Source organism: Mesorhizobium sp. AR02 (assembly GCF_024746835.1).
Taxonomy (GTDB): Bacteria; Pseudomonadota; Alphaproteobacteria; order Rhizobiales; family Rhizobiaceae; genus Mesorhizobium.
The window spans coordinates 5171045-5192421 of sequence record NZ_CP080531.1 but is presented as its reverse complement, the minus strand read 5'-3'; the positions used below and the strand labels follow the sequence as shown (position 1 = coordinate 5192421).

The 21377-nt window shown below is 62.6% G+C and carries 25 protein-coding genes and 1 pseudogene; 22 read left to right on the top strand and 4 right to left on the bottom strand.

Annotated features, from left to right (window positions below; all coding sequences use genetic code 11):
- Positions 1-13: 13 nt before the first annotated feature.
- The 12 genes from DBIPINDM_RS29280 to DBIPINDM_RS29225 all read left to right on the top strand — a co-directional run bounded on the left by DBIPINDM_RS29280 (position 14) and on the right by DBIPINDM_RS29225 (position 11765).
- Positions 14-1228 (top strand): ROK family transcriptional regulator, encoded by a 1215-nt coding sequence (locus DBIPINDM_RS29280; RefSeq protein ID WP_258582455.1) that lies wholly within the window; start codon positions 14-16, stop codon positions 1226-1228.
- Positions 1225-2478 carry a M20 family metallopeptidase gene (locus tag DBIPINDM_RS29275; RefSeq protein WP_258582454.1) on the top strand — a complete coding sequence of 418 codons (1254 nt, stop codon included), beginning with the start codon at positions 1225-1227 and terminating at the stop codon, positions 2476-2478. The genes DBIPINDM_RS29280 and DBIPINDM_RS29275 overlap by 4 nt, the downstream gene beginning before the upstream one ends.
- Positions 2479-2510: 32 nt before the next feature.
- Entirely contained in the window at positions 2511-3572 is a 1062-nt protein-coding gene (locus DBIPINDM_RS29270; protein ID WP_258582453.1) for a substrate-binding domain-containing protein, read from the top strand.
- Between the two features lie 66 nt (positions 3573-3638).
- A complete protein-coding gene (locus DBIPINDM_RS29265; RefSeq protein WP_258582452.1) occupies positions 3639-4700 on the top strand; it encodes a substrate-binding domain-containing protein in 1062 nt (353 codons plus the stop codon).
- 197 nt (positions 4701-4897) lie between these two features.
- Positions 4898-5866: an ABC transporter permease gene (locus DBIPINDM_RS29260; protein WP_258582451.1), complete on the top strand. Its 969-nt coding sequence runs from the start codon at positions 4898-4900 to the stop codon at positions 5864-5866.
- A 12-nt stretch (positions 5867-5878) separates the two neighbouring features.
- Entirely contained in the window at positions 5879-7078 is a 1200-nt protein-coding gene (locus tag DBIPINDM_RS29255) for an alanine racemase (protein WP_258582450.1), read from the top strand.
- Between the two features lie 74 nt (positions 7079-7152).
- The gene (locus tag DBIPINDM_RS29250; protein ID WP_258582449.1) at positions 7153-7896 is read left to right on the top strand and encodes an ATP-binding cassette domain-containing protein; all 744 of its coding nucleotides are present in this window, start codon (positions 7153-7155) and stop codon (positions 7894-7896) included.
- 186 nt (positions 7897-8082) lie between these two features.
- Entirely contained in the window at positions 8083-8178 is a 96-nt protein-coding gene (locus tag DBIPINDM_RS29245; RefSeq protein ID WP_258582448.1) for a putative RiPP precursor, read from the top strand.
- Between the two features lie 229 nt (positions 8179-8407).
- The gene (locus DBIPINDM_RS29240; RefSeq protein ID WP_258582447.1) at positions 8408-8497 is read left to right on the top strand and encodes a putative RiPP precursor; all 90 of its coding nucleotides are present in this window, start codon (positions 8408-8410) and stop codon (positions 8495-8497) included.
- 316 nt (positions 8498-8813) lie between these two features.
- Positions 8814-9029 carry a CsbD family protein gene (locus DBIPINDM_RS29235; protein ID WP_258582446.1) on the top strand — a complete coding sequence of 72 codons (216 nt, stop codon included), beginning with the start codon at positions 8814-8816 and terminating at the stop codon, positions 9027-9029.
- Positions 9030-9179: 150 nt separating this feature from the next.
- Positions 9180-11288 carry a catalase gene (locus tag DBIPINDM_RS29230; RefSeq protein WP_258582445.1) on the top strand — a complete coding sequence of 703 codons (2109 nt, stop codon included), beginning with the start codon at positions 9180-9182 and terminating at the stop codon, positions 11286-11288.
- A 96-nt stretch (positions 11289-11384) separates the two neighbouring features.
- Complete coding sequence (locus DBIPINDM_RS29225; RefSeq protein ID WP_258582444.1) at positions 11385-11765, top strand: YkvA family protein; 381 nt, start codon at positions 11385-11387, stop codon at positions 11763-11765.
- Between the two features lie 235 nt (positions 11766-12000).
- Here DBIPINDM_RS29225 and DBIPINDM_RS29220 read toward each other — a convergent pair whose 3' ends face one another.
- Positions 12001-12180: a hypothetical protein gene (locus DBIPINDM_RS29220; protein ID WP_258582443.1), complete on the bottom strand. Its 180-nt coding sequence runs from the start codon at positions 12178-12180 to the stop codon at positions 12001-12003.
- A gap of 361 nt (positions 12181-12541) precedes the next feature.
- Here DBIPINDM_RS29220 and DBIPINDM_RS29215 point away from each other — a divergent pair, with 361 nt between their 5' ends.
- From DBIPINDM_RS29215 to DBIPINDM_RS29180, 8 genes and pseudogenes are all read left to right on the top strand, one after another.
- Positions 12542-13048 (top strand): hypothetical protein, encoded by a 507-nt coding sequence (locus DBIPINDM_RS29215; protein ID WP_258582442.1) that lies wholly within the window; start codon positions 12542-12544, stop codon positions 13046-13048.
- Positions 13049-13208: 160 nt separating this feature from the next.
- Positions 13209-13898 (top strand): Crp/Fnr family transcriptional regulator, encoded by a 690-nt coding sequence (locus tag DBIPINDM_RS29210; RefSeq protein WP_258589373.1) that lies wholly within the window; start codon positions 13209-13211, stop codon positions 13896-13898.
- A 101-nt stretch (positions 13899-13999) separates the two neighbouring features.
- Complete coding sequence (locus tag DBIPINDM_RS29205; protein WP_258582441.1) at positions 14000-14209, top strand: hypothetical protein; 210 nt, start codon at positions 14000-14002, stop codon at positions 14207-14209.
- A gap of 512 nt (positions 14210-14721) precedes the next feature.
- The gene (locus tag DBIPINDM_RS29200; RefSeq protein ID WP_258582440.1) at positions 14722-15195 is read left to right on the top strand and encodes a hypothetical protein; all 474 of its coding nucleotides are present in this window, start codon (positions 14722-14724) and stop codon (positions 15193-15195) included.
- A 66-nt stretch (positions 15196-15261) separates the two neighbouring features.
- Positions 15262-15510 (top strand): hypothetical protein, encoded by a 249-nt coding sequence (locus tag DBIPINDM_RS29195; protein ID WP_258582439.1) that lies wholly within the window; start codon positions 15262-15264, stop codon positions 15508-15510.
- On the top strand, positions 15476-15685 hold the full coding sequence (locus tag DBIPINDM_RS29190; RefSeq protein WP_258582438.1) for a hypothetical protein: 210 nt from the start codon (positions 15476-15478) through the stop codon (positions 15683-15685). Before DBIPINDM_RS29195 ends, DBIPINDM_RS29190 begins: the two co-directional genes overlap by 35 nt.
- Positions 15686-16078: 393 nt before the next feature.
- Positions 16079-16282, top strand: coding sequence for a hypothetical protein (locus tag DBIPINDM_RS29185; RefSeq protein WP_258582437.1), 204 nt, complete (start codon positions 16079-16081; stop codon positions 16280-16282).
- 211 nt (positions 16283-16493) lie between these two features.
- Positions 16494-17225: pseudogene (locus DBIPINDM_RS29180) on the top strand (Crp/Fnr family transcriptional regulator).
- 142 nt (positions 17226-17367) lie between these two features.
- Here DBIPINDM_RS29180 and DBIPINDM_RS43275 read toward each other — a convergent pair.
- The gene (locus DBIPINDM_RS43275) at positions 17368-17730 is read right to left on the bottom strand and encodes a hypothetical protein (RefSeq protein ID WP_263013270.1); all 363 of its coding nucleotides are present in this window, start codon (positions 17728-17730) and stop codon (positions 17368-17370) included.
- Between the two features lie 277 nt (positions 17731-18007).
- Here DBIPINDM_RS43275 and DBIPINDM_RS29170 point away from each other — a divergent pair, with 277 nt between their 5' ends.
- Both DBIPINDM_RS29170 and DBIPINDM_RS29165 read left to right on the top strand, forming a co-directional pair.
- A complete protein-coding gene (locus DBIPINDM_RS29170; protein WP_258582436.1) occupies positions 18008-18751 on the top strand; it encodes a helix-turn-helix domain-containing protein in 744 nt (247 codons plus the stop codon).
- Positions 18752-18815: 64 nt separating this feature from the next.
- Positions 18816-19481, top strand: coding sequence for a GntR family transcriptional regulator (locus DBIPINDM_RS29165; RefSeq protein WP_258582435.1), 666 nt, complete (start codon positions 18816-18818; stop codon positions 19479-19481).
- 28 nt (positions 19482-19509) lie between these two features.
- On the opposite strand, the gene DBIPINDM_RS29160 is transcribed toward DBIPINDM_RS29165, so the two are convergent.
- A complete protein-coding gene (locus DBIPINDM_RS29160; protein ID WP_258589372.1) occupies positions 19510-20511 on the bottom strand; it encodes an NADP-dependent oxidoreductase in 1002 nt (333 codons plus the stop codon).
- A 32-nt stretch (positions 20512-20543) separates the two neighbouring features.
- Positions 20544-21359, bottom strand: a complete 816-nt coding sequence (locus DBIPINDM_RS29155; RefSeq protein ID WP_258582434.1) for an oxidoreductase — start codon at positions 21357-21359, stop codon at positions 20544-20546.
- Between the last annotated feature and the right edge of the window lie 18 nt (positions 21360-21377).

Genomic DNA, 21377 nt, shown 5'->3' with positions numbered 1-21377 from the left:
ATTGAGGTTTGACGTGAGTGACCTGCCACGCATCTCTCGCCAGTTCTCGCAGCGCTCCGTCATGGAGGCGATCGTTCAAGGCGGTCCGATCTCGCGTGCCTCCATCTCCAAGCTGACCGGCCTGTCGAAGCAGACGATCTCGGAAATCGTGCGCGGTTTGGAGCTGGAAGGCTGGGTCCAGGAGACCGGCCGCACCAGCGGCCATGTCGGGCGCACCGCCGTCACCTACGAACTCGTCCACGACGCCGCCTACATCATCGCGGTCGATCTCGGCGGCACCAAGGTGCGCGTCGCGCTGACCGACCTGACCTGCCAGATCTTCGCCGAAGCCGCGACGCCGACCGATCCGCGTGGCGGCCAGTTCGTCGTCGACCAGATTGCAGCCCTTGCCTTCCAGGCCGCGGCCAAGCAGCGCGTTTCCCGCAAGAAAATACGCCTCGCCGTGATCGGCGCACCGGGTGCCCCGGATCCGGCGACCGGACGCATCCTGCTGGCGCCGAACATCGCCGGCTTCGATACGATGAATGTGCTCGATGCCTTCGAGAAAGCGCTCGGCGTCGCCGTAATGATCGAAAACGACGTCAATCTGGCCGTGCTTGGCGAGAACTGGCTCGGCCAGGGCCAGGGCATCGACAATCTCGCCTATATCGCGCTCGGCACCGGCGTCGGTAGCGGGCTGATGCTGGGCGGCCATCTGGTGCGGGGCGCCACGCATGCGGCCGGCGAGATCGGCTTCATGCCGATCGGCGCCGATCCTTTCGCCGAGGAATCACGGCGCACTGGTGCGTTCGAGCGGGCGGTGGCCACGCACGCGATGACCGAGCGCTACCAGTCCCTGACCGGCAGGCATGTCACTGTGCCGACCATCTTCGAAAACGCTGCCCAGGGCGACAAGGACGCCCTTGCCGTGCTCGACGAAACCGCCCGCCATCTGGCGCAAGGCGTCGCCGCCATCGCGGCGATCGCCAATCCGGAAAAGGTCATTCTGGGCGGCTCGATCGGTCTGCGGCCGGAAATCCTGTCGAGGGTCCAGGCCCTGCTGCCGCTGTGCTTTCCCTACCCGGTCACGATCGAGGCGAGCGAGCTCGGTTCGCGGGCGGCACTCATCGGTGCGGCGGCGATCGGCCTTGGCCAGTTGCACAACACCTTGTTCGGCGTCGACGCGCCGGATGGCCGTATCTCGCTGCCGCCGGGCCAGGCGGCCGCCTTGAAGGAGGCCGCGCTATGATCGACGACATCATTACCCGCCTGCGGGCAGCCCTCGACCGCGACCAGGCGCTGACACTTTTCCGCGGCGCCATCGGCCGCGAGAGCATCACTGGCAACGAAGCGAATTTCGTTGCCTTTCTCGAAGAAAAAATGCGCGAGCTTGGCCTGAGCGGCGTCAACAGGACGGAGTTCCTCCCTGGCCGGCCGAACATATGGGGCGAGCACAAGGGAGCGGGCCAGGGCAAGCGCCTGCTGTTCATCGGCCATACCGACACCGTTCATGTCGATGGCTGGCGCGAGCATTGGCAAGGCACCGAACGCGAGGACCCGTTCGCAGCCCCCATCGTCGACGGCGCCGTCTGGGGGCGTGGCTCCGGCGACCTCAAGGCGGGCATCACCGCCTCGCTTGCGGCATTGTCGCTGCTCGACCGGGCCGGCATCCGCCTCAAGGGCGATGTAGCCTTCGCTTTCGTCGGCGATGAAGAGAGCGGCCAGCCCGGAACCGGAGTGTCGGCCGGCATCAGGCATTTCGTCGGCCGCATCGAGGCCGGCGAGGTCACGGCACCTGATTTTGCCGTCTATGTCGAGCCGACCCGTCTTGCCGTCTACGCCGCGCAGATCGGCTTCTTCATCGCCGATATCACCATCACGGGCAAATCGGCCTATTTCGGCGTGCCTGAACTCGGCAAGGATGCCTTGCGGGCCAGTCATGCCGCGATGACGGCCCTGTGGAAGCATTCGGACGAGGTCGCTGCCCGCGCCGAGCACAAGCTCGTCGGGCGCGGCTTCCTGCTCATCACCGGCCTCGCCGGCGGCGGCTATATCGCCGTGCCGGAGCGCTGCTCGCTGTCGCTCATCCGCAAGCTGTTGCCGGGCGAGTCGCTCGACACGGCGGCCGCCGAAATCGAAGCGGTCGTGCGCGGGGCGATCGGCGATCCGGAAATCACCGTCGAATTCGCCTATCCGGCCGGTCGCGACCATCCGCTTGGCGGCACGGCCGCCGAGATCGACGAAACGCGGGCCGACGTCGCCATGCTGTCCGACGCGATGGCCGGCGCAATGAGCGGGCGCGGCGTCATCGAGGGCGCGCCCTTCTGGTCGGAATCCCCGTTCTTCGTCAACCGGCTCGGCATTCCGGCGGTCTATTGCGCGCCCGGTGACATCAGGAATTGCCACACTTTCGAGGAGCACGTCGATGTCGAGGAATACCTCGCCGGCATCGTCGGCTTTGCCGCCTTCATGGCCCGCTATTGCGGCGTGGCCGATTGAATCACCAACGAAGCAAAAATGGGAGAACTGACATGCTGATGAAGAAGATGCTTACCGCCGCCTTCGCCGGCGGCCTGATGTTCGCCGCCAACGCGGCATGGGCGCAGACGGTCGGCCCGCAGGGTGAAACCGCCACGCCGAGCTCGAGCGTGACGCTGACCGATGCCGATATCGCGGCGCTCAAGGACAAGGGCTACAAGGCAGCGCTCTTGTGGCACACCTCGTCCGACTTCACCAACGCGGTGACCGCGGGCGCCACCGATGAGTTCGCGCGCGCCGGCATCACCATCGCCGTGAAGACGGACGCCCAGTTCGACGCCGCCCGCCAGCGCAGCGACATCGAGACGGCACTGGCCGCCAAGCCGAACGTCATCCTGTCGCTGCCGCTCGATCCGGTGACCTCGGCCGAAGCCTTCCGCCAGGCGGTCAAGGACGGCACCAAGCTGGTGTTCCTGTCCAACCTGCCCAAGGGCTACAAGCAAGGCACCGACTACGCCTCCATCGTCACCGACGACCTGTTCCAGATGGGCAAGCAGGCCGCCGACGCGATGGCCAAGGCCATCGGCGGCAAGGGCAAGGTGGGCTACATCTTCCACGACGCCACCTACTACGTGACCAACCAGCGCGACCAGGCCTTCAAGACCACCATCGAGAAGGATTATCCCGACATCAAGATCGTCGCCGAACAGGGCATCTCCGACCCGGCCCGCGCCGAGGAACTGGCGAACGCCATGCTGCTGCAGCATCCCGATCTCGACGGCATCTACGTGACCTGGGCCGAACCCGCCGACGGCGTGCTTTCGGCGCTGCGCGGCGCCGGCAACACCAAGACCAGGATTGTCACGCTCGACCTCGCCGAGCCGGTGGCGCTCGACATGGTCAAGGGCGGCAATGTCGCGGCACTCGTTGCCGACAAGGCCTATGAGCTCGGCCGCGCCATGGCCGCCGCCGGCATGAAGTCGCTGCTCGGCCAGCAGACGCCGGCTTTTGTCGTCGCTCCGGCGCTGACCGTGACCAAGGACAATGTCGGCCAGGGCTGGAAGGATTCGCTCAACCGCGACGCACCGCAGGCGGTGCTCGACGCCGCCAAGTAAGGCCCTCGCTCCGGCGCGGCTCGCCGCGCTGGAGCTTTCCGCCACACAACAAAAGGGGAAAATGGCATGCGCAAAACTCTGGGCATTGTGACCGCACTGGCGACGCTGTTGAGCGTCCACGCCCTCGCCGCCGAAGGCGTCACATCAGGACCGAATGGCGAAAAGCCGGTGCCGGCAAGCACACTGACGCTGACTCCGGCCGAGGAACAGCAAATCAAGGACGGCAAGTTCACCGCGGCGCTCGTCTGGCACGAGACGAGCGAATACACCAACGCCGTCAACGCCGGCGCGCGCGACGAGTTCAAGCGGCTGGGCATCGAGGTGGTGGCTCAGACCGACGCTGGTTTCGACGCCGCCCGCCAGAAGTCGGATGTCGAGACGGTGATGGCCAAGAAGCCATCGATCATCCTGTCGCTGCCGGTCGACCCGGCGACCGCGGCTTCCGTCTATGACCCGGCCCGCCAGGCCGGCGTGAAGCTCGGCTTCGTCGACAATTGCCCGGCCGGCTACAAGCAAGGCACGGACTACGTCACCATCGTTTCCGACGACCTGTTCCAGATGGGCAACAAGGCCGGCATCGCCATGGCCGAGGCGCTCGGCAAGAAGGGCAAGGTCGGTTACATCTTCCACGACGCCGATTTTTACGTCACCAACCAGCGCGACCGGGCCTTCAAGAAGACCATCGAGCAGGATTATCCGGATATGAAGATCACTGCCGAGGCCGGCATGGCCGACCCGGCGCGCAGCGAGGACATCGCCCAGGCGATGATCACCCAGCACCCCGACCTCGACGGCATCTATGTGACCTGGGCCGAACCGGCGCTCAGCGTGCTCTCCGCGCTCCGTTCCGCCGGCAACAGCCACACCAAGATCGTCACGCTGGACCTCAATGAACCGGCAGCGCTCGACATGGTCAAGGGTGGCAACATCACCGCACTGGTGGCCGACGAGGCCTACTCGATCGGCGTGACGCTGGCCCGCGCCTCGGCCGGATCCCTGGTCGGCAAGAAGGCCGACCCCTTCTACGCGGTCGATTCCATCGCCGTCACCAGGGACACGGTCAAGGAAGGCTGGAAGAAGTCGCTCAACCGGGATGTGCCGGCGGCCATCGCGGACGCCATGAAGTAGCCTGGTGCATGTCGCCCAAAAACGCGCAGCGGTTTTGGGAAAACGACACGCACGACCTAGAGCAATTCCAGGAAAAGTGTGAACGGACTTCCCACAGGAATTGTGTCAAAACAAAGAGTTAGAGCGGTTCGCCGATCCGTGAAACGGTGAACCGCTCTAGAGCCCAAAGGCGAAGCGCCCGCCATCGGAGGATGACAATGTCCAACGCCAACATCAGTGCCGGTGGCAGCTTCGCCAGCCGCTTCAATCTGCAGCAATATGTCGTCTATCTCGGCTTTCTGGCGATCTTTCTCTTCTTCGCCATCGTGCTGAGGGACAGCGGCTTTCTCACCGTTCGCAACCTGTCGAACATTGTGCTGCAGACAGCGCCGGTGACCATCATGGCCATCGGACTGGTCTTCGTCATGTCGTCTGGCGAGATCGACCTTTCGATCGGTTCGATCGTGGCGGTGGCCGCCCTCGCCGCCGCGGTCACCATCGGCACCTACGGCATGGCGGCGGGCATCGTCGTCGGCCTTGGAGCCGGACTGCTGATCGGCCTGATCAACGGCATCCTGGTCGCCTATGTCAGGCTGCCGTCGTTTCTGGTGACGCTGGCGACGATGGGCCTGTTCGCCGGCGTTTCCCGTTCGATGACCGACCTGCGTTCGATCTCCGTCACCAACGAGGCCTTCACCGGCTTTTTCGGCTCCGGTTCGCTGCTCGGCGTGCCGTCGCTGATCTGGTGGACGGTCATCGCCGTCGCGATCGGCCATGTCGTCTACCGCGAGACCCGCTTCGGTGCGCATATTCTGGCGACCGGCGACAACGGCCGTGCCGCGAGCGTGTCGGGCATCAGCGTGCCCAGGATCAGGCTGGCCGTGCTGACGATCAGTGGCGGGCTCGCCGGACTTGCCGGCCTGCTCTACGCAGGCCGCCTGCAGGCAGCGAAATACACGCTGGGCGAAACCGATCTGATGACCGTGATCGCCGCTGTCATCGTCGGCGGCACGCTGCTCAATGGCGGCAAGGGCTCGGTCGTCGGCGCCCTCGTCGGCTCGCTGATGATGGGCATGCTGAACAATGGCTTGATCCTGATGGGCCTCTCGGTCTCCGACCAGATGATCGTGCGTGGCCTGATCATCCTGACCGCCGTCGCCGTGTCGTTGCGCGAAAAATCCCGCTGAAGGAATTGATCCATGTTTCTCGACGTTCTGCGCCGCCGCAACCCCGCTTTCATCGAAGCCGCCATTGCACTTCATCAGCAAGGCAAGCTGCCGGCCAATGCCTATGTGCTCGATCTCGATACGGTCGAGGCCAATGCGAGAACCCTCAAGGACGAGGCAACCCGCAACGGCCTGAAGATCTTCGCCATGACCAAGCAGGTCGGGCGCTCGAGCTCGTTCTGCAGGGCGGTGATGCGCGGCGGCATCGACCGGGCGGTCGCCGTCGACATGGCCTGCGCGCGCGCCACGCACAAGGCCGGCATGAAGCTCGGCCACCTCGGCCACCTGCAGCAGATCGCCAAATTCGAGGCTGGGGCGGCAGCAAAAACCTTCAGGCCAGACTACTGGACCGTCTTCAACGACACCAAGGCCGAGGAAGCGGCAGCGGGCGCGAAAGCGGCCTCCTATGTCCAGGATCTGCTCGCCCGCATCGCCGCCGAGGGCGACATCTTCTACCGCGGCCATGAGGGCGGCTTCGATGCAGCCGACATCGTTGATGTCGGCGAAAGGCTCGATGCGCTTGCCGGCGGCCGTTTCGCCGGCATCACCACTTTCCCTGCCCTGCTCTTCGACCATGCCGCGCGAAAAGTGCTGCCGACGCCCAACCTGGCGACGCTGGCCAGGGCGGCCGAGGCGCTGGCCAAGGCGGGCCGCACGGGGATCGAGATCAACGCCCCGGGCACCACCTCCAGCGTCATGCTGTCGGCACTGGCCGAGGCCGGCGCCACGCAGTGCGAGCCGGGCAACGGGCTGCACGGGACCACCGCCCTGCATGTGATGGAGGACTTGCCGGAACTGCCGGCGGTGCTCTACCTCACCGAGGTTTCGCATCTGTCGGGCGGCAAGGCCTATTGCTTCGGCGGCGGCTTCTACATCGACCCGATCTTCCCCGACTATGACGTGAGGGCGATCGTCTCGTCGGAGCCGACCGCGGCAGCCGCCGCGCTGCGCAGCGTCGAGGTGCCGCCGCCTTCGGCGATCGACTACTACGCCATGATCGACGCCGGCGGCGCGAGCGCGCCCAAACCCGGCGACAGCGCGGTGTTCGGCTTCCGCGGCCAGGCCTTCGTCACCCGCGCCCATATCGTCGGCGTCTCTGGCATTTCGAAGGGCAATCCCACCGTGGAAACGATCGAGAACGGCTTCGGCGAACCCTATGCCTGGCCGGTTTAAAGCATGATCCCGAAAAGTGGGAACCGGTTTTCGGAAAAAGATCATGCTCCAACAGGCAGATCCAGGAGAGAGTGATGAACGCAAGCGCGCCCATTCTGCAACTGCAGGACATCCGCAAGAATTTCGGCGGCATCACCGCGATCGAGAACTTCTCGCTCGAGGTCTTTCCGGGCGAGATCGTCGCCCTTGTCGGCGACAACGGCGCCGGCAAGTCAACGCTGATCAAGATCGTCTCCGGGGTGCACCCGCCGTCGTCCGGCACGATCACCATCGAAGGCAAACCGGTGACGATGTCGAACGCCACCATGGGTCGCGCGCATGGCATCGAGGTCGTCTACCAGGACCTCGCGCTCGCCGACCAGCAAACCGTCTACATGAACATGTTTCTCGGCCGCGAGCCGCTGAACCGCTTCGGTCTGCTCGATCGCCGCCGGATGATCGACGAGACCGAAAAGCTGGTGAAGGAGCTGGATGTGCGCATCCCCTCCGCCCACGCCACCATCCGCGACCTCTCCGGCGGCCAGCGCCAGGGCGTCGCGATCGCGCGCGCCACGCATTGGGCGAGCAAGCTGATCCTGCTGGATGAGCCGACGGCGGCGCTCGGCGTCGCCGAAACAGCCAGGGTGGAAGCGATCGTCCAGTCGCTGAAGCAGCGCAATGTCGGCATCCTGATCATCAGCCACAGTCTCGACCAGGTGTTCAAGCTCTCCGACCGCATCTGTGTTCTCAGGCGCGGCAAGCAGATCGGTGTGCGCGAAACCGACAAGACCGACAAGAACGAGATCATTGCCATGATCACCGGCCTGCAGCAGCAGTAACCGCTGCCGCTGCCCCGGCGGCGACGGCAACCGCGACGCGGCTCTTGTCCGATGTCGGCTTCGGCGATCTCAGAGCGGGAGTGCAGAGAGACGCGTCCGCGCGCGCATTTGCGCCGTCCTGCCTGCCCGCTTGACAATGATCCTGCATACAAAGACCCTCGACCATTCGAACGGGAGGAGGACTCGATGCGAAAGCCCTATGACAAGCCGACACTCGTCAAGCGGCGGAAGCTGTCGGCGGTGACGGCACAGGAAGCGGTCTCGGGCGGCCCGGCCGGCTAGGTCCGCGACACCTTTTGACCGATTGGAGACGCAGAGCCTTATTTTAGCAGCGGCTTGACAATGGCCAGGTGCACGCGTTCCTCAGTCATTGCCAAGCAATGGGGGATTGCATGAAAAAGACCTATCAGAAGCCGCTTTTGGTGAAACGTGACAGGCTGTCGGCCATAACCGCTGTCTGCACCCCTTCGAATCCTTGCCCAGGCTGATTTTTTACACGGGGGATTAGGCCATGAAGAAAACCTACGCCAAGCCGACGCTTTTGAAGCGTGAGAAACTCTCGGCGGTCACCGCGGATACCTGCACCTCGGTTTGCGTCTGAATCGAAGGCCTGTCGAAGATCTGAGGCTTGAGACATATGCGAGGTCTTGCGACCTCGCGTGAGGAAGATTTGAACGATCCGTTAGGCCCGAAAGCCTCGCCCCCTGGGTGGCGGGGTTTCCTGTTGTGATGGAACGATCATCCCGCTGACAGGTTTTGCAAACGGCCGGGCGGTGGGACGCCCGGCCTACTCCAGAAGGCCCGTCACGATTCGCGTCGGTGGCGGGCCTTTTCGTTTGGCGCCCTCCCTGCGAGGAGCGGAACTTTCCAAACAAAGCGACGTTGATCTCCGCAAACAATCCGCGAAAGGAAATCCCATGGGAAGCACCAGCGACAAAGCCTCGGGTCTCGCCAATCAGGCCGTCGGCAAGGCCAAGGAAGGCGTCGGCAAGGCCGTCGGCAATGACCGCCTGCGCGCCGAAGGCGCGGCACAGGAAGCCAAGGGCAAGGTCCAGAAGGCTGTCGGCGACACGAAGGCCGCCGTCAAGGACGCGACCAACAAGACCGCCGCCGCGATCAACAAGAACCTCTGAGGGTTCTTCGCTCTTTAAGACAATTGGAGGCCGCCGTGCGAACCGGCGGCCTTCTTCATTTGCGGATTTGAAAACGGCAGGGAACGCATTGCCATCCCAGAGATTGAGGAACCAGCGCAGCCCGCGCATTGACCCCAGGGATTTTCAGTCATGGCGAAGCAAGCATCCAAATTGGCGGGGACGGCCGCGACCATCCACGATCAGAAATTGCAGCGCGGCGAAGGCGGCGAACTGCACCAGACCGCCTCCGGTTCGACGCCGGTGCTGACCACCGCGCAGGGCGGCCCTGTCGCCGACGACCAGAACTCGCTGAAGATCGGTGTCCGTGGCCCGACGGTGCTCGAAGACTTCCACTTCCGCGAAAAGATCTTCCATTTCGATCATGAGCGCATTCCCGAGCGCGTCGTCCATGCGCGCGGCTATGGCGCCCACGGCTATTTCGAAACCTATGAATCGCTGGCCAAATACACGCGTGCCGACATCTTCCAGCGCGCCGGCGAAAAGACGCCGGCTTTCGTGCGCTTCTCCACCGTTGCCGGCAACAAGGGCTCCGCCGACCTTGCCCGCGACGTGCGCGGCTTCGCCGTAAAACTCTACACGCAGGAAGGCAATTGGGACATTGTCGGCAACAACATGCCGGTGTTCTTCATCCAGGATGCGATCAAGTTTCCCGACCTGATCCATGCCGCCAAGGCCGAGCCCAACAGCGACTTCCCGCAGGCGCAGACCGCGCATGACAATTTCTGGGATTTCATTTCGCTCACGCCTGAAAGCATGCACATGATCATGTGGGCGATGTCGGACAGGGCCATCCCGCGCTCGCTGCGCTTCATGGAAGGGTTCGGCGTCCACACCTTCCGGCTGCTCAACGCCAAGGATGAATCGACCTTCGTCAAATTCCTCTGGAAGCCGAAGCTCGGCCTCCAGTCCGTCGCCTGGAACGAGGCGGTCAAGATCAACGGCGCCGACCCCGACTTCCATCGCCGCGACCTGTGGGACGCGATCCACGCCGGCAATTTCCCGGAATGGGAACTGCAGCTGCAGCTGTTCGACCAGGCCTTCGCCGACAGTTTCGACTTCGACATCCTCGATCCGACCAAACTCATTCCCGAGGAGGTGCTGCCGCCGATCGCGGTCGGCCGCCTGGTGCTCGATCGCATGCCCGGCAATTTCTTCGCCGAGACCGAGCAGGTGGCGTTCATGACGCAGAACGTGCCGCCCGGCGTCGACTTCTCCAACGATCCGCTGTTGCAGGGCCGGAATTTCTCCTATCTCGACACGCAGATCAAACGGCTGGGCAGCACCAACTTCACCCATCTGCCGATCAACGCGCCGAAATGCCCCTTCCACAATTTCCAGCAGGATGGGCACATGGCGATGCGCAACCCTGTCGGCCGCGCCAACTACCAGCCGAACTCATGGGATGAAGGCCCGCGTGAATCCCCGTCCAAGGGGTTCCGCTCCTTTGCCGAAGTCGAAGCCGGGCCGAAGGCGCGTTTGCGGTCGGAAACCTTTGCCGATCACTACAGCCAGGCGCGCCAGTTCTACATCAGCCAGGCCCCCGTGGAGCAAGGCCATATCGCCGCCGCACTGACCTTCGAGCTGAGCAAGGTGCAAACGCCTGTTATTCGCGAGCGCATCGTTTCCCACCTTCTCAACATCGATGATGAATTGGCTCGCAAGGTGGCGGATGCGCTCGGCTTGAAGGCGATGCCGAAGCCTGCCGATGCGGCGGTGCCGACGCGCCGGGATCTCCCTGCGTCGGATGCGCTCAGCATCCTCAAGAACGGCCCCGGCCGTTTCGAGGGCCGCAGGCTCGGCATCCTGGTGACCGACGGCACGGACGCCGCTTTGCTCAATGCGCTGAAGCAGGGACTGACAAAGGCAGGCGCGAAGTTCGAGATCATCGCGCCGAAGGTCGGCGGGGCCAAGGCGAGCGACGGCAGCTGGATCGACGCGCAGCAGATGATCGCAGGCGCACCGTCGGTTCTATACGACGCGGTCGCGCTGTTGCCGGCGAAGCCCGCAATGGCCGACCTGCTGAAGGAATCCACCGCCCGCGACTTCGTCGCCGACGCCTTCGCGCATTGCAAATTCATCGGCTTTGTCGAGGCGGCGGCACCCCTGCTGGACAAGGCCGGCGTCACCGAGGATGAGGCGGTGATCCCGCTTGCATCCGCCAGGGATGTCGCGGGCTTCCTCACCAGGCTCGGCGACCTGCGCTTCTGGGCGCGCGAACCGAAGGTGAAGCTGGGCTAACTTCGAACATGGCTCGGTCCGCTCGTGAGCAAAAGCTCCGCGAGCAAGCAGGCATGGCGGCCTCGCCCTTTCGACGGGGCTTCCGTATATAACGGCATGTCGGTTCTCGATTCTGCGAAGCAATGGGCGGGCAATATCAAGCGCGATGTCGTGGCACTCTGGCTTGCCGCGCGTGATCCGCGCGTTCCATGGTATGCAAAGGCCGCTGCTGGCGCGGTCGCGGCCTACGCTCTAAGCCCTATCGACCTGATACCGGACTTCATTCCGATCATCGGCTATCTGGACGATCTCATCATTGTGCCGCTCGGCATCATGCTTGCCGTCAAGCTGGTGCCAGCCGATCTCATGCAAGAGTTCCGAGACGAAGCGACACGCCGCGCCAAGCCGGTAAGCAAGGCAGGGCTGGCGTTCATGGTCGCGGTCTGGATACTGGCGGCGCTTGTGTTGCTCTGGCTGTTCTGGCCGAAGCCAGCTTAGAGCAATTCCAGGAAAAGTGTGAAACGGTTTTCCGTTCGGAATTGCGTCAAAACAAAGAGTTAGAGCGTTTCACCGTTTCCGGGAAACGGTGAAACGCTCTAGGTCGCGCGACTTCGATTCGGGGCGGGCGAAGGAAGCCCTTCATTCAGCTACATGTCCAAAGGGTATACATCTCGCGGCGCGCTATGACAGCGATGCGCAGGCCTTTTCACCCGGCAGCTCCTCCCGGCGAAAGTCAGGATGGTCCGGAGGCCTGCAGCCTGGTCAGTTGCTTCTCGGCTTCTTCGACAGCATTGGCCATCACCCTGTCGAAATCGATCATCGCCTCGAGATGGCCATGGTCGGCGATGGATTTCCGCAACATCCGGATTGCCAGGATCGCGTCCGCCATCGCCTGTTCGATACTGACCACCATGATGCAATCCTCGCTTCACAAATAAACCCTTCTGGAAGCGTGCGGTTCCGCCCGGGCGTGCCCGGGTGTGCACGGCAAGACAGGACGGCATTTGCCAAAATGGTACTTGCTGGTCTCGCATCGATGGGACGGGCTGCGCCTTACGCGTCCGAAGGGTCGCTCCTCGTCGTGTTCGGGCTGGTCCGGAAAATCCGTCGGTGGCCGAACAATGAAGGAGGTCGCTTGGTACGTTTCCGAACAGTTCGCGGGACTCGCTAACCGATTGTCGGAAGCGTACAGTTGCTCTGTCGCCGGCCGTTGAATGGGCGCTGGCGCTTGAAAGAGTCGTTCGCGCTTTCGCCCCACCGATGGGAAAAACGCGATGATGCCACACGGTTCGGCGGACTCAAATCAGCTTTCGATCCTGGCCAAAGTGCTCGACGAGTATTGTCGCCAGGCCGGCATTGGTGCCGGTCACGCGGCGCGGGAGCGGCTTGGCCGCCGCGTCATGGAGCTGTTCCAGGGCGGCATGGACAAGTCCGCGGAATTGCATGCCGCCATGAACTCCAGCTACGCCGAATGGCTGGGCGAGGTCGATCGCCTGTCTTCATCTTCACAACAGCCTGTCTTGTGGGCGATCGACCCCGCAATCACGGAACCATCCTCTGCCGAGACTGTTGATCCAGGTGGCGGCGGAGCATTGCGCTTCCCTCAAGCTGATGCGGTGGAGCACTCCGCCAATTCGTCGCCACAACCTCCACAGAAGAGTTGTAAGTCAGCAGCGCATCCAGCTGCAGGTCCGCTTGGGTTTTCCTTGGCTATGCTACCGTCCCGGAACGGAATGACTCGCTATCGGAATGTCGAAAGCGTACAATTCTCCTGTCGCTAGCCACTGAACGGGCGCTGGCGCTTGAGAGTGTCTATCGTACTCCCGCCCCTGCGGGAGCTGCGCTTTGAATTACGAAATTCCAAAATCGACGGTCACCGGCCAGGCACTTACTGACGAAACCTCCGCTCAGCCAAGATTCCGAAATGAACTGTTGCGCAAGATGAGCGAGCAGGACCTTGCGCTGCTTGAGCCCGGTCTGCACCGGATAGCTCTGCCGTTGAGAATGCCTCTTGTGACGCCCGGCGTGCCGATTGCAGCCGTCTACTTCATCGAGCACGGAATTGCGTCGGTGGTCGCGCGCACGTCAGGCGGCCGCGAGGCGGAGATCGGGTTCATCGGCTTTGAGGGAATGGCTGGATATTCGCTGGTGATGGCCGACAACCGCTCGCCGCAAGCCTGCTTCGTGCAACTCGAAGGCGAAGCAATGCGCATCGACGCAAGCAGCTTCGACGCGGCTCTGACGACCAGCCCTACATTGCGATTGTTCCTGTTGCGCTTCGTCAATTCCCTGCAGATCCAGACCGGGTATACCGCACTTGTCAACGCGCGGCTGAAGTTGGCAGGTCGCCTGGCTCGGTGGTTGCTGATGTGCGACGACCGCGTGGTGGGCGTGCGGTTTTCCATTACCCACGAATTCCTCGCCACGATGCTTGGCGTCAGACGGCCAGGCGTCACCATCGCCCTGCAGGAACTGGAAGGTCTCGCTCTGATCCGATCGCGCCGAGGTGAGGTTGTCATCCTGGACCGGCCTGGGCTGATTGCGCTGGCGCGTGGCGGATATGGGGTACCGGAAGCTGAATATGCCAGGCTTTTGGGAGAGGTCGGTTTGGAGTCTGAATTGACTGGCTAATGGATTGTCGGAAGCGTACAATTCTCAAGTCGTCCGCCGTCCACGGCACACGGACGCTTGGGAGCCAAATCAGGTGCTTTCGCCCTTTCGGGAGGAAAGTCATGGCTGAAGCAGAACAACCAAACATTATGTCGCCAAATCTTATTCCAGATGGCGTCGAAGTCACCGAGACCATGGGCGAATGGCGCGTTCGGGTCGTCATCAACGGCAACGCGCACTTGAGCACGTTTGATGTGGAATCCTACGCCCGGTCCTTTGCCGATAGCCAGCGCATGCGCGTAGGGCTGACCCGGCTCGCTTCACGCATTTAATGCGAATTGCCCGCGCCGCCCAGATTGTCGGTTTGGTACCAATACTAACCAAAGAAATGTCGGAACCGTACGGTTTTCACCAAGTAAACCTCGAAGTCTATAAAAATTTAATATTATTCGACCGATGCGCCATAGTTAATAGACGGCGCCTTGTTTAAGTGCTTAGTCGAGATGTCATCAGCTTTTGCACGGGCGCTGGTGCTTGAGAGCGCTTAACATTCTCCCGCCCAAGCGGGAGCTATGCAGTGACCGTCAACCGGCCAAACATGTTTTCCGGAATTCCCATCGAGCGAAGTGACGGCACCATTTCGGTGCTTTGTACACGTCCCCAAATGGCCGATGCCTTGGCAGACGACTGGCCGCCCAATGGCCTCAAGTTTTTGCTGCGCTTGCCGCCTTGGTGGGGGAACGGGTGGGATGCTGCAGCAAAAGGGATGTCCACCGGGCTTTCATTGCGGCGGCGGTCGAAGCCGATTGTCTTCCCGACAGCTACATGAAGGAGTGAGCGCGAAATGCCCCTTACCCTGCGCACGACACTTTGCGAAACGAGAGATGCGTTGCATGTGCTGCGACGGGCTTTGTTTGTCCGCGGGCATATCGACGCCATGGAAGAGATCGATTCCCTCATAGGGGTCGCTGAAGACAAGGCAGTTCATGCGATCGGCAACATTGACCGTGCAGAGATAAGAAAGCCTGTCCTGGTGGCGGTTGCGCATCCGGTGGAGCCGGCAGGTATTGTTCTGCCGATTGCGCAGCCGAAGAACCTTGGCGAACTTCGGGAACAAGGCATGGGCCTCAGCATGTATTGCTGCAGTGCGCGCTGCGGTCATTTGCGTTCGCTGGATCTCGATGGCCTCATCGAGATCTACGGCACCCACTACGATTTCAACACCGAAAGGCGGCTGGTATCGAAGCTCGTCTGCAAGCGGTGCCAGAATGTTGGAGGGAGATTGGTCGTCGTTTCCGATAAAAGGCCCCGATATTGAAAACCGGATCGTCGGAACGAATCTCTCCGCCGCTCGTGCTTTTTCGTGCAGGGACGGAACCCTTGCATGACGGTCCGTCGGCCTGCCGGTGGCATGAGCGACCGCGCCGGCCATGCGGTTGAACGTTTTTTCCATGAAGCTGCTTTCGAAGGGTTGGAGGAGCTTGCCACAACTTCCCTGTCGATCGCCGGTTCCCCGATGAAGTCTTCGCCCTCGATCCCATCCCTGTCGGAACATTTTCCTTTGGCGCGCATTTTGGCTGCCATCGAAGGAGAATCCCTTGGCTCGACTGCCGCAAGACAAAAACCGGATTGAGCGCGCGACACGCGAGGCTCAATCGATCATCGCTGGGGAACGTCAGGCGCGTGAAGCCAAGACAGCCCGGCTGCGAGCGCAGCGGCTCTCTTCCGACGCCTCGGCCTCAACCGGACCCGCCAAGCCCAAGACCGCTGTCCGCAAGGCTCCACGAAAAACCATCGACGCCGACTGACGCCGCGCGGACCGAAAGCCGGCAAAGGCCTACTTGCGCACGATCCACTCCACAATGTCCGGATCGATCTCGTCGAGCTCGGTCAATTCGCGCGCCAGCACTTGGGCGTGCATGCGCCATTCGCGTTCGGTGATGCGATTTTCCACGACCGATTTCCGGAAGGCGCCGCGAAGTATCTCGCAGTCCAGGGCCGTTACCCTTTTTTCTGAATGGTCTAGTGCCATTTCAGCCTCCGCGTCGATGGCGGGAGCACCTGAGTTGGCTACCAAGCGTCCGTATGCCCTAAAAGGCGGACGACAAGCCAGTGTACGCTTCCGTACAAAAATGGCGAGTCAATTCGCCATGGGGAACGTTGCCACTGCTTCAGGGTTGTAGCCCAAAGGAGGGCTGCCCGTGCCGGACCAACCCAGCGTTGTCGACACCCTGCGGATCGTCAGGGGATTCCTGAGCCTCGCGCGAAAGGCGGTCATCGATGCGCGCCATGTTGAGGCGATGATCGAGATCGATACGCTGATGCAAGTGGCACAAGTAGAGACAGACAGGCAGATTGCCGTCCTTGAGCGGGCGTCAAAGGTCCGCAATCGACTTGCTTCATAGTTAGCCGGCGTATTTTCGCCGCTGTTCCTCCAACGCTGTGGTCGATCTTCTCGTATGCGGACGGTGAGAGGGGACGCCGTGCATCGAATTCCAGACCGCATTCCTAGGTTTCTTGGTCCCGAGTCCCCATATCTATACAATCGTCGGCACGTTGATACGGGCGCGGACGGCTGGGAGATCGGATGGCTCTTGCCCTGTATTGGGCCGCGCCATGGCTAAATCCGATCTCGACCGAAACCATCAATACCGAAACCAGTTGCTGCTGCACATGAGCGCGGATGATCTCGCATTGCTGGAGCCGCATATGTAGCGTTGCGAATTGCCGCTGCGCATGATGCTTGTCACGCCCAATGTTCCGATCGAGGCGGTCTATTTTCTCGAACAGGGCATTGGTTCGGTGGTTGCCAGCACGGCAAGCGGCCAAGAGGCGGAGGTGGGCTTCATCGGCTTCGAGGGCATGACCGGGTCCGCCCTGGTGATGGGCGACGATCGTGCCGCGCATGCCTGTTTCGTGCAGCTCGAGGGCGAGGCCATCCGCATCGATGCCGCCCCGTTCAACGCGGCCCTCGCGGCAAGCCCGACCTTGCGCCTGTTCCTGCTGCGCTTCGTCAACACGCTACACACCCAGGCCGGCTGCACCGCTCTGGTCAATGCAAGGCTGAAACTCGAGGAGCGGCTGGCACGCTGGCTGCTGATGTGCGACGACCGGGTGCCCGGCGAAAGCCTCGCCATCACGCACGAATTCCTTTCCATCATGCTTGGCGTGCGGCGGCCTGGCGTCACCGTCGCCCTGCAATTGCTGGAAGGCCGCGCGCTGATCCGCTCGCGCCGTGGCGAGATCGTCATTCGCGACCGCGACGGGCTGCTGGAACTCGCCAATGGCAGTTACGGCGAACCCGAAGCCGAATATGCCAGGCTGATCGGCGAGATCATGCCAGGCTGATCGGCGAGATCGTCTCCGGCTGGGATATCAGGCGTCAGCATTCTCGCCGAACGTCCCGGCATCCGAAACCACGGCACTTGCGCCGCGCCGGATCTCCTCGCTTGGCTCCATGACCACCAGCCGCGCGGTCTGGCGAAAAGGTTCAAGGCAGGCGCCGCACGCGCGTCGCTGCCTTGCCCGCGTCCGGCTTGGCCGCCCTTGCTGGGAAGTGGGCAACAGTGCCGCTTCCGCCGGCGGGCCCATCCCTGCCAACCGGCCCATCCCTGCCAACCGGCCCATCCCTGCCAACCGGCCCATCCCTGCCAACCGGCCCATCCCTGCCAACCGGCATGCCGGCATGCTCCAGGCCAGCAAGCTTGCACCTGGTCTGCTCGGCCGCAGCGCCGATCAGGCAATCGATGGCGAACATGGTGCCGGCGTGATCGCTTGCTGCGACCGCCTGGCGGATCTTGCTCAATTGAGCGTGAGTATAGTCGAGAAGATCGATCAGCTCTGCATGGTCCAAAGCACTCTCCATCATTCGATGTCGAGAGGCCGATACAGGTCGCTCTTCGTGCTAAATTACGCCCATTCGCATGACTTGCATAGGCAATATGTAAGAAACGTACAATTCCCCGCCTCGGGACGGCTGGCTGCGGTGGCGACAGTATCCGATCGGGATCGACCAAGAATCCCATGTGCATTGGCCAAAGGTCCCATTCGCCGAATCGGCGCTATGTGCGAGATTGCTGAATATAAGCAATTGCTGAACAACGGTCCGAACGGCTGTCGAGGGGCGTGTCGTGCCAATCCGCAAGAATCTTGCCGCGAATCTGCGACGGCTGGTCTCCGGCCATGCGTCGGTGAGCGCCGTATGTCGCGGATTGAACATGAACCGCACGCAGTTCGAGCGCTATCTGCAAGGCAAGAGCGTGCCCAACCGGGCGACGGCGAAGCTGATCTGCGCCTATTTCCGCATCGACGAGGATGAATTGTACCGCGCGCTGGAAGCCGCCGCACCCGAGCACCCGTTGCTGTCGCCGATCCACCAGACGCTCTACGAGAACATGGTGCGCGGCCCGGCTCCCGCCATCGCCGGCGGGACCTACTTCACCTACTTCGCGGTTCCGGGCCGCCCCGACCTTCTGATGCGGTCGGTCACCTTCGTGCGGCGCGGGGCCGAGCAGGTGACTTTCAGGCGCGTGACCCGTTGGGCCGAAGGCCATCGCCAGGGCGGAGCGCGGGCGCCGGGCTGGCACTATGGCGTGGCGATCTCGCGGCTGAACTGGATCTATTTCGCCGGCATCAACCGCCGCCAGACCGGCGAGCCGTCGATCGTGGCCGTGCAATGGGCACCGTTCTCGGAGCCGGTCCTGATCGGCAGCGCCTTCGTCCTGACCGGGACGGGGCCAGTTAGCGTAAAGGTCATCATGCGCCAGGAGGTCGGCAGGATCAGCCAGAGGCAGGCGCTGCAGATGTCCGGCATCGTCAGCCTCGACGATCCGCGCCTCGACCAGCTTGTGGCCAGCCTTGTGCGCGAAGGCTAGAGTGCGGACCAACGGACGTTGGCCTGGGCCAACAGACGTTGGCCCGGGCTAACAGGGATTCGCGATGCTCAACAGCTTCGACTATGGCGGCAAGGAAGCCGACACGGTGCACGCACTCGAGGAGGACATCATCTTCGGCCGGCTGGCGCCCGGCACGCGCCTGGTCGAGGATGTGCTGCTCGCCCGCTTCCCGGTTTCACGCCACACCATCCGCCAGGCGCTCTACCAGCTGGAAAAACTCGGCATCGTCACGCGCGAGCGCAACAAGGGCGCCATGGTGCGCCGGCTCTCGCCCGAGGAGGTGCGCCAGATCTACGAGGTGCGCGAAATGCTGCAGCGCCAGGCTGCACTGATGATCCCCTTGCCGGTCAGCGACGAACTGATCGCGCAATTGACTGACATCCACCGCACCTACAGCGGCCATGTCGACAATGGCTATCTCAGAGGCATCCACGAGGCCAATGACCGTTTCCATCTCACAATGTTCTCGGCCTGCGGCAACGCCTATCTCGTCTCCTCGATCGAGCATTACATGCGGCTCAGCCTGCCGGTGCGGGCCAATTCGTTGGCAGATCGGGAAAAGCTCGACGTCTCGCGCCAGCACCACGCGATGATGATCGAGGCGCTCAAGCGCCGGGACAATTGGGTGCTGGCGCAGCTCTGCGTCGACCATTTGCAGCCGAGCAAGGTGTTTTATCTCCAGGAGATCGAGACGGTGGCGGCGGGCTAAAGCAACGGTCTTCCGCCGAACACTCTCCCTACCTGACCTTGACGACAACCTTGCCCTTGGCACGCCCCGCTTCGACATAGGCCAATGCCTCGTTGGTCTTCTCGAACGGAAAAATCCGATCGATGACGGGGCGTATGAAGCCGGATTCGATGAGCGAGGTGATCTTGCCCAGCTGATCGCCCTGCGCCCACATGAACAGGAAAGAATATCCGACACCGGCGCGTCTGGCCTTGCCGCGTATGCCGCGGCTCAGCAGGCGCAGGACCAGCTTCAGCACCATGTTCAGCCCCTGCTTGCTGGCAAATGCGGGATCCGGCGGGCCGGAAATGGAGATGAGTTTCCCGCCCGGCTTCAGCACATGCAGCGATTTTTCGAGCGTTTTGGCGTCCTGGCTGTTCAGGACGACGTCGTAGCCTTGCAGGATCTTCTCGAAATCGTCTTTCTTGTAGTCGATGACGATATCGGCTCCGAGACCTTTCACCAGATCGGCATTCGCCGCGCTCGCCGTTGTCGCGACGGTCGCGCCGAGATGCTTCGCCAGCTGGATGGCGAAGGTCCCCACTCCGCCCGAGCCGGCCTGGATAAACACCTTCTGGCCTGTCTTCAGCCCGGCTGTCTCGACCAGCACCTGCCAGGCGGTCAGGCCCACCAGCGGGATCGAGGCGGCTTCCTCCATGCTGAGGTTTTTTGGCTTCAGCGCCACGTCGGCTTCATCGATAGCGATGGATTCGGCGAACGTGCCGATCCGCCCGTCGCGCGACCGCGCATAGACTTCGTCACCGGGCTTGAATTTGCGGACTTTCGATCCGGCCCGCACGACGATCCCCGCCACGTCATGGCCCAGGATGAACGGCGGGCGATAGGGCAATATCGGCTTGAACTCCCCGTCCCGAAGCTTGGAATCGAGAAGGTTCACCCCGGCGGCGTGAATTTCGACCAGGACATCAGTGTCCCGCAACTCGGGTTCCGGCATCTCGGCGAGCCGCATGGCGCCCTTCTTTTGATACTTGTCGACAACAAAGGCTTTCATCATGGTCGCTTTCTAAATATCCGCGGCTTCGTTCAGACGGGCAGGCGAAATTGCTTGCGCAAGATTTTGTCGAACATGGCTGCCGGCGCGAACCGGCGCAGCATGCTTACCTGCCGCGCTGCCTTGCCGGCGGTGTAGCGCCGCCGCGGATGCCGGTCGGTCGCGGCCTTGAGAACCACCTTCGCCACCACATCAGGCAGATCGGCCTTGGGCATCACCTCGCGAAGCAGTGCCTGGAAGCCGGCCCGCGCCTCATCATATTCCTTCATGACGGAATCGGGCTCGAATCCGTTCTGGTCGAACACGGTGCGCACGAATGCCGGTTCGATGACCGAAACGCGTATGTTGAAAGCGCGAACCTCATGGTCGAGCGATTCCGAATAGCCTTCAAGCGCGTGCTTGACTGCTGAATAATGGGCCGAGTACGGCGCCGGGACCACCCCCAGGATCGAGCCGATATTGACGATACGCCCCTCGCCCAGCCGCCGCATCACCGGCAGCACCGCGTGGGTCATCCGCATGACGCCAAACAGGTTGACGTCGAACAGGGCCTGCGACTGCGAGACCGAGGACTCTTCCGCGCCGCCCAGCAGGCCGATACCGGCATTGTTGACCAAGAGGTCTATCCGGCCGGTCTTGCTAAGGACAGTCGAGACCAGGGACGCGACAGACGCGTCGTCGGTCACGTCGCAAGCCAGCATCGATACACCGTTCGAGCTCTGGTTGGATGCCTTGCGGCTGGTGCCGAAGACCGTGAAGCCGGCGCGTGCCAAAATCTCGGCGCTGGCACGGCCAATGCCTGAAGAGGCGCCGGTCACAACAGCTGTCTTTCCTGAATTCTGGTTCATTGTGAAGGCTCCAAATAT

Coding starts and splice junctions, on each gene's coding strand:
- DBIPINDM_RS29245 (WP_258582448.1), top strand. CDS start 8,083: ATGCGAAAGCCCTATGACAAGCCGACACTCGTCAAGCGGCGGAAGCTG.
- DBIPINDM_RS29260 (WP_258582451.1), top strand. CDS start 4,898: ATGTCCAACGCCAACATCAGTGCCGGTGGCAGCTTCGCCAGCCGCTTC.
- DBIPINDM_RS29195 (WP_258582439.1), top strand. CDS start 15,262: ATGACGGTCCGTCGGCCTGCCGGTGGCATGAGCGACCGCGCCGGCCAT.
- DBIPINDM_RS29215 (WP_258582442.1), top strand. CDS start 12,542: ATGATGCCACACGGTTCGGCGGACTCAAATCAGCTTTCGATCCTGGCC.
- DBIPINDM_RS29255 (WP_258582450.1), top strand. CDS start 5,879: ATGTTTCTCGACGTTCTGCGCCGCCGCAACCCCGCTTTCATCGAAGCC.
- DBIPINDM_RS29165 (WP_258582435.1), top strand. CDS start 18,816: ATGCTCAACAGCTTCGACTATGGCGGCAAGGAAGCCGACACGGTGCAC.
- DBIPINDM_RS29155 (WP_258582434.1), bottom strand. CDS start 21,359: ATGAACCAGAATTCAGGAAAGACAGCTGTTGTGACCGGCGCCTCTTCA.
- DBIPINDM_RS29235 (WP_258582446.1), top strand. CDS start 8,814: ATGGGAAGCACCAGCGACAAAGCCTCGGGTCTCGCCAATCAGGCCGTC.
- DBIPINDM_RS29160 (WP_258589372.1), bottom strand. CDS start 20,511: ATGAAAGCCTTTGTTGTCGACAAGTATCAAAAGAAGGGCGCCATGCGG.
- DBIPINDM_RS29240 (WP_258582447.1), top strand. CDS start 8,408: ATGAAGAAAACCTACGCCAAGCCGACGCTTTTGAAGCGTGAGAAACTC.
- DBIPINDM_RS29225 (WP_258582444.1), top strand. CDS start 11,385: ATGTCGGTTCTCGATTCTGCGAAGCAATGGGCGGGCAATATCAAGCGC.
- DBIPINDM_RS29230 (WP_258582445.1), top strand. CDS start 9,180: ATGGCGAAGCAAGCATCCAAATTGGCGGGGACGGCCGCGACCATCCAC.
- DBIPINDM_RS29250 (WP_258582449.1), top strand. CDS start 7,153: ATGAACGCAAGCGCGCCCATTCTGCAACTGCAGGACATCCGCAAGAAT.
- DBIPINDM_RS29210 (WP_258589373.1), top strand. CDS start 13,209: ATGAGCGAGCAGGACCTTGCGCTGCTTGAGCCCGGTCTGCACCGGATA.
- DBIPINDM_RS29220 (WP_258582443.1), bottom strand. CDS start 12,180: ATGGTGGTCAGTATCGAACAGGCGATGGCGGACGCGATCCTGGCAATC.
- DBIPINDM_RS29200 (WP_258582440.1), top strand. CDS start 14,722: ATGCCCCTTACCCTGCGCACGACACTTTGCGAAACGAGAGATGCGTTG.
- DBIPINDM_RS29270 (WP_258582453.1), top strand. CDS start 2,511: ATGCTGATGAAGAAGATGCTTACCGCCGCCTTCGCCGGCGGCCTGATG.
- DBIPINDM_RS29265 (WP_258582452.1), top strand. CDS start 3,639: ATGCGCAAAACTCTGGGCATTGTGACCGCACTGGCGACGCTGTTGAGC.
- DBIPINDM_RS29205 (WP_258582441.1), top strand. CDS start 14,000: ATGGCTGAAGCAGAACAACCAAACATTATGTCGCCAAATCTTATTCCA.
- DBIPINDM_RS29275 (WP_258582454.1), top strand. CDS start 1,225: ATGATCGACGACATCATTACCCGCCTGCGGGCAGCCCTCGACCGCGAC.